We start from the raw sequence: 9,455 nt of genomic DNA on the forward strand, positions 1-9,455 counted from the left end.
CGAGGAACGGAAGCGTCGCGAGGGCATAGTTGTGGGGGACCGCGCGCCGTTCGGACAGCTCGCGGTACGCACGCAGCTCGCGGTGACTGTGCAGCACGAAGAGGTCGGCCTGGGCGCGCCGGAAGACGCCCTTGTATTTGGCGGGGATCGAGATGCCGGGCAGACCCGTCATGATGACCGGCCGCGGGTGCACCCGCCGTGTGATCTCGGTGATGACCGCCTCAGAGACGGCACCGCTCGTCGAGACGAAGACCGCGTCGTGGCCTCCGCGGGCGAGGTGCTCGACGATCTCGCGCAAGGATGCCCGCGGTGCGGCATCCGCCCGGAACCCCGTGCCCGCGAGCGCGAACGCGAGCTGCGCGTCGCTCGCGGCGAGCCGCGACTCGATCTCGACGAGCTCGACGGCCCAGCCCGGGCCGAGCTGTGCGAGCAGCGACGCGCCCCACTTCGCGTAGGAATCGGAATCGATGACCCCGAGAATGCGGCGCAAGCTACGCCCCGACGCGCCGCAGCTTGGCCTTGGGTGCCTCTTCGCCGGGGAAGACGCGCTTCACGCCGTCGCCCATGGCCTGCTCGATGATGCGGATGTCGCGCACCAGGTTCTGCAGGCCGTGCGGCTCGAGGGATGCCGCGTGGTCGGAGCCCCACATCGTGCGGTCGAGCGTGATGTGGCGCTCGACGGCGACGGCGCCGAGCGCGACCGCCGCGATCGAGATCTGCAGGCCTGGCTCGTGGCCCGAGTAGCCCACGGGAATGCCGGCGTAGCGCGCGCCCAGCGAGCCGATCATGCGCAGGTTCGCCTCCTCCGCGGGCAGCGGGTAGGTCGACGTCGCGTGCAGCAGCACGAGCTTCTCGCGGTCGAAGCGCGCGACGGCCGCGTCGATCTCGTCGAGGGTCGACATGCCGGTCGAGAGGATGACGGGCTTGCCGGTCGCCGCCATCGCGTCGAGCAGTTCGAGGTCGGTGACCGAGGCCGAGGCGACCTTGTACGCGCAGACGTTCAGGTCCTCGAGGAAGTCGACGGACGGCACATCCCACGGCGAGGCGAACCAGTCGAGGCCGCGCATCGTGGCGTGATCGCCGATCTCGATGTACTGCTCGCGGGTGAACTCGACGCGGTAGCGGTACTCGAGGTACGTCATGTCGCCCCACGGCGTCGAGCGCGGCGTGTTCTTCATGTGCTCGGGGGTCGAGATCTCGGGCGTGCGCTTCTGGAACTTGACGGCCTGTGCGCCCGCATCCGCGGCGACATCGATGAGCTGCTTGGCGATGTCGACGTCGCCGTTGTGGTTCAGCCCGATCTCGCCGATGACGTAGACGGGTCGGCCTTCGCCGATGGCGTGTTCGCCGATGTGAACGGTCATGAGCGGCCTTTCGTCGTGAGGGCGGGTGTGCCGGAGCCGGCGCCGTCGCGGGCGAGCTCCTGGCGGGCCAGCGCGTCCGCGAGGGCGAGCTGATCGGGGGTGTCGATCTCGAGCGAGTGCCGCTCGTCGGTGACGGCGATGCCGATACGGCCGAAGAAGCGGAAGGCCGCGGCGCGGAAGCCTTCGACGCGCATGACGTAGAACGCGCCCGTCTCGACGTACTGCGGCTCGCGGTCCTGCCGGCGCGGCCGGAACGAGGCGTCGTGGTTGATGGCCTGCGCTCCGGCATCCGTCATGCGCCACAGGAACGCGTGCGACTCGGCGGCGGCGAGCACGACGTCGCTCTCGTCGGTGAGGATGCGGGTGATCGCGAAGTCGAGATCGGCAGGCGAGATGAAGGGGCTCGTCGCCTGGATGAAGACGAGGACATCGGCGCGGATGCCGCGAGCCTCGAGCTCGTCGAGGGCGTGCAACAGGGCGGCCTCGCTCGACGCGGTGTCGCTCGCGAGGGCGGCCGGGCGGTCGATGATCTCGGCACCCGCCGCGCGTGCCGCCGCTGCGATGGCCGCCCCGTCGGTCGAGACGGCGACCACGTCGATGAGCTCGGCGGCGGATGCCGCGGCGACCGCGCGGGCGATGAGGGGAACCCCGCCCACCGGCTGGATGTTCTTCTCGGGGACGCCGCGCGAGCCCGCTCGCGCCGGGATCACGGCGACGACGGTCTGACCGCGCCCTGCGACGCGATCGCTCTGTGGGCGGTGCATGCCGTCAAGCTAGATCGGCGCACGTCGCCCTCGGTGAACGTCCGGCCCACGCGCTGGTGGACGGAGGGTGAACAGTTGGCTTTCGCGTTCGCCCGCAGCCGGCCCGCCGCCGGCTCGTCGTCACTCGCCCGCCGGTTTGCCGGGGCGGCGCGGCTCCGGTAGGCTAGATCTTTGGTGCCGTGTGCCTGCGCACGCACCCGAAGTTGAGCCCTCCACCTGTGGTGTTCTCCCCGATCCGGGCAGAACACCCTAAGGGAGCGGGATTCACGACCATCCAACTCCGATAGAAAGCAGTTACTCCTGTGACGCGCACCTACACCCCCAAGGCCGGCGAGATCCAGCGCGACTGGGTCGTCATCGACGCCACCGATGTGGTTCTCGGCCGTCTGGCCAGCCACGCCGCCGCGATCCTCCGCGGCAAGAACAAGCCGACGTTCGCCCCGCACATCGACACGGGCGACTTCGTCATCATCATCAACGCCGACAAGGTCGCTCTGACCGGCCAGAAGGCCCTGCAGAAGAAGGCCTACCGTCACTCCGGCTACCCGGGCGGCCTCAAGGCCGTCGGCTACGCCGAGCTGCTCGAGAAGAACCCGGTCCGCGCCGTCGAGAAGGCGATCCGCGGCATGCTGCCGAAGAACTCGCTCGGCCGTCAGCAGCTGGGCAAGCTCAAGGTCTACACGGGTGACGTCCACCCGCACGCGGCCCAGCAGCCCAAGCCGTACACCTTCACGCAGGTCGCCCAGTAAGCGCGCCGGAACAAAGACTTTCTAAGGACTGAATCAAGTGGCAAAGATCGCTGACCAGATCGACGAGGCTCCCGAGAGCTTCACGACCGAGACCCCGGCCGCCGAGGCCGCCGTCGCCGCCCGCCCTGTGCTGAGCGTTCCGGGTGCCGCAGTGGGTCGCCGCAAGGAGGCCATCGCGCGCGTTCGCCTCATCCCCGGCGCCGGCACCATCACCGTCAACGGCCGCGAGTTCGCGGACTACTTCCCCAACAAGCTGCACCAGCAGCTGATCACCGACCCCTTCAAGGTGCTCGACCTCGTCGGCTCGTACGACGTCGTCGCTCGCATCACCGGTGGCGGCCCCTCGGGCCAGGCGGGCGCCCTGCGCCTCGCCATCGCTCGCGCGCTGAACGAGATCGACCGCGAGAACAACCGCGCCACCCTCAAGAAGGCCGGCTTCCTGACGCGCGACGCGCGCGTCACCGAGCGCAAGAAGGCCGGTCTCAAGAAGGCCCGCAAGGCCTCGCAGTTCTCGAAGCGCTAAGCGCGCGAGAACCGTAGGCGCCCTGCAATGCCCCGCCTCTTCGGAACCGATGGTGTTCGCGGTCTCGCGAACGGCGACGTTCTCACTGCCGAACTGGCTCTGAGAGTCGCACAGGCGGCGGCGATCGTGCTGGGCACCGGCCGTGAGGCCGATGCCCGGCGCGCTGCAGGCAAGCGCCCCACCGCGGTGGTCGCACGCGACCCCCGCATCTCCGGCGAATTCCTCGTCTCGGCCGTCGCGGCCGGGTTGGCCTCGTCCGGCGTCGACGTGCTCGACGCCGGAGTGATCCCGACCCCCGCGGCGGCCTATCTCATTGCCGACATCGGTGCCGACTTCGGCGTCATGATCTCGGCATCGCACAACCCCGCGCCCGACAACGGCATCAAGATCTTCGCCCGTGGCGGCACCAAGCTGCCCGACGTCGTCGAGGACCGCATCGAGGCGGCCCTCACGCAGCCGAAGTGGACGCCGACCGGGGGCGACGTCGGCCGCATCCGCCGCTTCGCGGACGCCGAGGACCGCTATGTGGTGCACCTCATCGAGTCGCTGCCGCATCGGCTCGACGGGATCCACGTCGTGCTCGACACGGCGAACGGCGCCGCCGCCGGGACATCCCCCGAGGCATTCGCGCTCGCCGGCGCCAAGGTGACCCTCATCGGCGCCGACCCCGATGGCCTCAACATCAACGACGGCGTCGGCTCGACGCACATCGACAACCTCAAGCGCGCCGTTCTCGACGCGGGCGCCGACGTCGGCATCGCGCACGACGGCGACGCCGACCGCTGCCTCGCGGTCGACGCGAACGGCAACGAGGTCACGGGCGACCAGATCATGGCGATCCTCGCCCTGTCGCTGAAGGACCGCGGCAAGCTCGCGAAGAACACGCTCGTGGCCACCGTGATGAGCAATCTCGGCCTGCACCGCTGCATGGCAGAGCACGGCATCGAAGTCGTGACGACCGCTGTCGGCGACCGCTATGTGCTCGAGAAGATCAACGAAGAGGGCTACTCCGTCGGCGGCGAGCAGTCGGGGCACGTCATCCTCTCCGAGTTCGCCACGACGGGTGACGGCGCCCTCACCGGCCTCACCCTGCTGTCTGAGATGGCGCGCACGGGCAAGACGCTCGCAGAGCTGGCCTCCGTCATGAAGGTGTTCCCCCAGGAACTCGTCAACGTGCGCGGCGTCGACCGCGACGGGCTCGCGGGCAACGAGGTGATCGCGCGCGCGGTCGCTGAGGTCGACGCCGAGCTCGGCGACACGGGACGTGTCGTGCTGCGCCCGAGCGGCACCGAGCCGATGATCCGGGTCATGGTCGAGGCGGCCGATGACGACACCGCGTTGGCATATGCGCAGAAGCTCGCCGACGTCGTGAAGGCCGAGCTGGCGGTCTAGGGGTCGTCGGGGTCTCCATTCGGCTTCGCCGAATCGACCCGCGTCGGCTTCGCCGAGTCGACCCGCGTGGTCGCGCGTCAGTAGGCGAGCAGCATCGCGACCTCGCGGCTGTCGTCAGGCACGAAGCCGAGGCTCGTGTAGAGGTCGACGGCACCCGAGGGGTTCTCGGTGTCGACATCGAGCACGACGCGCTCCAGACCGGCGGCGACGGTGGCCTCGAGCGTGCGCGCGAGCAGCGCGGGGGCGATGCCGCGGCCCCGCCACGCGCGCCGCACCCCCACCAGCCCGACGTATGAGCTCGTGTAGCCCTGGTGCGGCCAGTCGTGCTCGAGAACGCTCGTGACGACGAGCCCGGCGACCGTGTGCTCGTCATCGGCGAGGGCGATGAACGACAGCTCGGGGCGGAAGAACTCGCCCCCGGCGATCTTCGCCCACTGCTCGCCCGAGGTCGGCTGGCTGCCCCAGTGGTCGCGGAACGCCTCGTTCTTCGCCGCGAGCACGTCGGCCGACAGCTCGTCGGACCACGGCACGATCGCGACGCCGGGCGGTGCGGGCACCACGGGCAGCGGCTGCGAGAGATCGCGCGTCAGCGTTGCGAAGTAGCGCGCGGCGTGGAAGCCGAGCAGCTCGGCGAGCCGGATGCCGGCGACATTGCTCGCGGAGAGGTACTGCAGGATCCACCCGCGCAGCGGCAGGTCGCAGCTCTTCAGCATCTGCTGCGCGCGACCGCGCTGCCACTGCAGCAGCTGCCGGCCGATACCGGCTCCGCGCACCTCGGGGTGCGTCGTGCCGTGCAGGAACACCCTGACCACGGTCTCGGCGCCCGGCGGCATCACGTTGAGCCCCCACGCGACGATGCGGCCGTCTGCCGACAGGCCGGCGAGCGAGTCATGGGCGAGGTCGATGTAGCTGTGGGTCAGCTCTTCGAGCAGGTCTTCGCGCGGTGTCGTCCAGCTGGGGTGGTCGACGGCGTCGGCGGCCTGCTGCAGCGCGGTGAGCTCGTCGAGGTCGTCAGGGGTGAGCGGGCGCCAGGCGGCGATGTCGGGGTGGATGGGCAGCGCGAGCCGCTGCGGCGCATCGACGCGCTCGTGCAGGGGACTCAACTCGGCCACGAGTACACCTTGGCACGGGCAGGTTCAGAGCTTGCGGAGAAGCACCGATGAGACCTTGTGCTCCGGCCCCTTGCGCAGCACCAGCTTCGCGCGGCTGCGCGTCGGGCGGACGTTCTGGATGAGGTTCGGCTCGTTGATCGACTTCCAGATCTCGTGCGCGACGGCGACCGCCTGGTCCTCGCTGAGGTCGGCATAGCGGTGGAAGTAGGACTGCGGGTTCGCGAAGGCGCCCTGCTGCAGCTTGAGGAAGCGCTCGACGTACCACCGCTCGATCGAACTCGTGGCCGCGTCGACGTAGACGGAGAAGTCGAACAGGTCGCTGATGGCGAGGCTGCCGGCTGCGGGCGATTGCAGCACATTGAGGCCTTCGACGATGAGGATGTCGGGCTGGCGCACGATCACCTGGGCATCCGGCACGATGTCGTAGCTGAGGTGCGAGTAGAAGGGCGCGCGTACCTCGGGGACGCCCGACTTCACATCGGTGACGAAGCGCATGAGCGCGCGCCGGTCGTAGGACTCGGGGAAGCCCTTGCGGCCCATGAGGCCGCGCCGCTCGAGCTCGGCGTTCGGGTACAGGAATCCGTCGGTCGTGATTAGCTCGACCCGTGGCGTGTTGTCCCACCGGCTGAGCAGCTCGCGCAGCAGCCGCGAGACCGTCGACTTGCCGACGGCCACGGAGCCCGCGACGCCGATCACGAACGGCGTGCGCGCCGCGCGCTCGCCGAGGAAGTCGCTGGTCGCGCGATGCAGCGCCTGCGTGCCGGCGGCATACAGGTTGAGCAGACGCGAGAGCGGAACGTAGACCTCGGCCACCTCGCGCATGTCGAGCAGATCGCCGAGCCCGCGCAGCTGCACGACCTCGGTCTCGGTGAGCGGCTGGGGCGTGCTGCGGGCGAGTTCCGACCAGTCGGCGCGGTCGAGCTCGACGAACGGCGTCAGTGCGCCCGTGGCGGCGGCGCCGTTGTCGGTCATGATGCCCAATTCTAGGGAGGCGCTCGGGCGCGAACGCCCAGTCGCGCCCTTCTAGACTGGCCCGCATGTGTGGAATCGTCGGATACGTCGGCACGCGTGACTCGGTCGGCGTTCTGCTCGGCGGGCTGAAGCGGCTCGAGTACCGCGGCTACGACTCGGCGGGCGTCGCCGTGATCGGCGCCGACGGCGGCCTGCACACCGCCAAGAAGGCGGGCAAGCTCGGGGCCTTGCAGGACGAGCTGGCACAGCACCCCCTGGCGACCGGCGGAACCGGCATCGGCCACACGCGCTGGGCGACGCACGGCGGCCCGACCGACCAGAACGCGCACCCGCACCTGGGTGACGACGGCAAGCTCGCCCTCATCCACAACGGCATCATCGAGAACTTCCACGATCTGAAGACCGAGCTGCTCGAGCAGGGCGTCGTCTTCGACTCCGAGACCGATACCGAGGTCGCCGCCAAGCTGCTCGGCGTCGAGTACGCGCGCACCCACGACCTGCGCGCGGCGTTCCGCACGGTGCTGAAGCGGCTGAACGGGGCCTTCACCCTGCTCGCCGTGCACGAGGACGCCCCCGGCGTCGTCGTCGCCGCCCGCCGCAACTCGCCGCTCGTGATCGGCCTCGGCGAGGGCGAGAACTTCCTCGGCAGCGACGTCGCCGCGTTCATCGAGTTCACCCGCCGCGCCGTGGCGATCGGTCAGGACGAGATGGTGGTCATCACGCCCGACTCCGTCGAGGTGACCGACTTCGACGGGAACGCGGTGCCGTTCGAGCCGTTCGAGGTGCAGTGGGACGCGTCGGCCGCCGAGAAGGGCGGCTGGTCGAGCTTCATGCTGAAGGAGATCACCGAAGAGCCCGACGCGGTCGCCAACACCCTGCGCGAGCGCATCCACGAGGGCGACGTCAAGGTTCCCGAGCTCGAGGCCCTCGGCGACGAGGTGCTGCGCGAGGTCGACCGCATCATCGTGGTCGCGGCCGGCACCGCGGCGTATGCGGGCCAGGTCGGCACCTACGCGATCGAGGCCTGGGCGCGCGTGCCCGTCGATGTGCAGCTCGCGCACGAGTTCCGCTACCGCGATCCGATCGTCGGGCCGAACACGCTGGTCGTCTCGATCAGTCAGTCCGGCGAGACGATGGACACCCTGATGGCGGTCAAGTACGCCCGTGAGCTCGGCGCGCGCACGATCTCGATCTGCAACACGCAGGGGGCGACGATTCCGCGCGAATCGGATGCCGCGCTGTACACCCACGCCGGCCCGGAGGTCGCCGTCGCGTCGACGAAGGCGTTCGTGGCGCAGATCACGGCGCTGTACCTGCTCGGCCTTCAGCTCGCCCGGGTCAAGGGCACGCTCGACGAGGCGGCGCGCCGCGAGCTGATCGAGGAGCTCGTCGCCGTTCCCGAGAAGATCCGGTTCGCGACCGGCGAGCACGAGCGCATCGCCGAGCTCGCGCACTGGATGGGCACCGCTTCTGCCGTGCTCTTCCTCGGCCGCCACGTCGGCTACCCGATCGCGCTCGAGGGTGCTCTCAAGCTCAAGGAGCTCGCGTACATCCATGCCGAGGGCTTCGCGGCCGGCGAGCTCAAGCACGGCCCGATCGCCCTGATCGAGCCGGGTCTGCCGGTGTTCGTCCTCGTGCCGAGTCCGCGGCACTCCGAAGAGATGCACCGCAAGGTGATCTCGAACATCCAGGAGATCCGGGCGCGCGGCGCGCGCGTCATCGCGGTGGCCGAGCAGGCGGATGCCGCAGTGCTGCCGTTCGCCGACGAGGTGATCGCCCTTCCCCTCGCGGGCAAGTTCTTCGAGCCGCTGATCGCGGTCGTGCCGCTGCAGATCTTCGCGATGGAGCTGGCGACCGCGAAGGGCCTCGATGTCGACCAGCCGCGCAACCTCGCCAAGTCCGTGACGGTCGAGTAGCGGCGCAGACGCAGACCTCATGATCACGGGAATCGGCGTGGACGTCGTCGGGCTCGAGCGCTTCGCCCGACAGCTCGAGCGCACCCCGCGCCTGATCGAGCGGCTGTTCGCCGAGAGCGAACGCGGCCTGGGGTCGGATTCGCTCGCCGCCCGCTTCGCCGCGAAGGAAGCGCTGATCAAGGCGCTCGGGCGCTCGGACGGCCTGGTCTGGACCGACATCGAGATCGTGCCCGATGAGCACGGCGACCCCGGGTTCCGCCTGCACGGCGGGGTCGCCGACGTGGTCGCCGCGCACGGCGTGAAGCGGCTGCACCTGTCGCTCACGCACGACGGCGGGGTGGCGGCAGCCTTCGTCGTCGCCGAGGGCGACGGGGCCACGGGCACGGGCGCAGGGGTGACGGATGTCTGACCGGGCGGCCCGCGGCGCGATCGGCTTCCACGAGGCGCTCATCGATCTCGAGGCGATCACCTCGAACGTGCGCGCCCTGCGGGAACGATTCGGCACGGAGCACTTCATCGCCGTCGTGAAGGCGAACGCCTACGGGCACGGCGCCGTTCCGGTGGCCCGCGCGGCGCTCGCGGGCGGCGCGGACTGGCTGGGCGTCGCCGTCATCGAAGAGGCGCTCGAGCTGCGGGCGGCCGGCATCGACGCGCCGATCGTCG

Annotated in this window: 11 protein-coding genes; 6 read left to right on the forward strand and 5 right to left on the reverse strand. The window is 70.0% G+C overall.

Annotated elements, in window-relative coordinates; genetic code table 11:
* The 3 genes from ACM2XV_RS09415 to ACM2XV_RS09425 form a co-directional block, all read right to left on the reverse strand.
* A partial coding sequence (locus ACM2XV_RS09415) for a DUF6716 putative glycosyltransferase (protein ID WP_487026744.1) occupies window positions 1-490 on the reverse strand: 490 nt, incomplete at its 3' end.
* Window position 491: 1 nt separating this feature from the next.
* Entirely contained in the window at window positions 492-1,364 is an 873-nt protein-coding gene (locus ACM2XV_RS09420) for an N-acetylneuraminate synthase family protein (protein WP_344776385.1), read from the reverse strand.
* Entirely contained in the window at window positions 1,361-2,128 is a 768-nt protein-coding gene (locus ACM2XV_RS09425; protein WP_344776383.1) for an acylneuraminate cytidylyltransferase family protein, read from the reverse strand. The genes ACM2XV_RS09420 and ACM2XV_RS09425 overlap by 4 nt, the downstream gene beginning before the upstream one ends.
* Window positions 2,129-2,430: 302 nt before the next feature.
* On the opposite strand from ACM2XV_RS09425, the gene rplM reads away from it, so the two are divergent.
* The 3 genes from rplM to glmM are packed head-to-tail and all read left to right on the forward strand — an operon-like array spanning window position 2,431 to window position 4,792.
* Window positions 2,431-2,877 (forward strand): 50S ribosomal protein L13, encoded by a 447-nt coding sequence (gene rplM, locus ACM2XV_RS09430; RefSeq protein ID WP_344776381.1) that lies wholly within the window; start codon window positions 2,431-2,433, stop codon window positions 2,875-2,877.
* A 37-nt stretch (window positions 2,878-2,914) separates the two neighbouring features.
* The gene (rpsI, locus tag ACM2XV_RS09435; RefSeq protein WP_344776379.1) at window positions 2,915-3,400 is read left to right on the forward strand and encodes a 30S ribosomal protein S9; all 486 of its coding nucleotides are present in this window, start codon (window positions 2,915-2,917) and stop codon (window positions 3,398-3,400) included.
* Between the two features lie 27 nt (window positions 3,401-3,427).
* Complete coding sequence (gene glmM, locus ACM2XV_RS09440) at window positions 3,428-4,792, forward strand: phosphoglucosamine mutase (protein WP_487026745.1); 1,365 nt, start codon at window positions 3,428-3,430, stop codon at window positions 4,790-4,792.
* Window positions 4,793-4,869: 77 nt separating this feature from the next.
* Here the strand turns inward: glmM and ACM2XV_RS09445 are convergent, their stop codons facing one another.
* Both ACM2XV_RS09445 and coaA read right to left on the reverse strand, forming a co-directional pair.
* Window positions 4,870-5,904, reverse strand: a complete 1,035-nt coding sequence (locus ACM2XV_RS09445; RefSeq protein WP_487026746.1) for a GNAT family N-acetyltransferase — start codon at window positions 5,902-5,904, stop codon at window positions 4,870-4,872.
* Between the two features lie 24 nt (window positions 5,905-5,928).
* Window positions 5,929-6,876, reverse strand: coding sequence for a type I pantothenate kinase (gene coaA / locus ACM2XV_RS09450; protein WP_344776373.1), 948 nt, complete (start codon window positions 6,874-6,876; stop codon window positions 5,929-5,931).
* A 65-nt stretch (window positions 6,877-6,941) separates the two neighbouring features.
* On the opposite strand from coaA, the gene glmS reads away from it, so the two are divergent.
* The 3 genes from glmS to ACM2XV_RS09465 all read left to right on the forward strand — a co-directional run.
* A complete protein-coding gene (gene glmS / locus ACM2XV_RS09455) occupies window positions 6,942-8,792 on the forward strand; it encodes a glutamine--fructose-6-phosphate transaminase (isomerizing) (protein ID WP_487026747.1) in 1,851 nt (616 codons plus the stop codon).
* A 19-nt stretch (window positions 8,793-8,811) separates the two neighbouring features.
* Entirely contained in the window at window positions 8,812-9,201 is a 390-nt protein-coding gene (locus ACM2XV_RS09460; protein ID WP_344776369.1) for a holo-ACP synthase, read from the forward strand.
* Window positions 9,194-9,455: alanine racemase (locus ACM2XV_RS09465; RefSeq protein WP_487026748.1), on the forward strand; the 262-nt coding region annotated here is incomplete at its 3' end. The genes ACM2XV_RS09460 and ACM2XV_RS09465, both read left to right, overlap by 8 nt.

It is taken from the genome of Gryllotalpicola sp. CP2-P1, assembly GCF_057512245.1.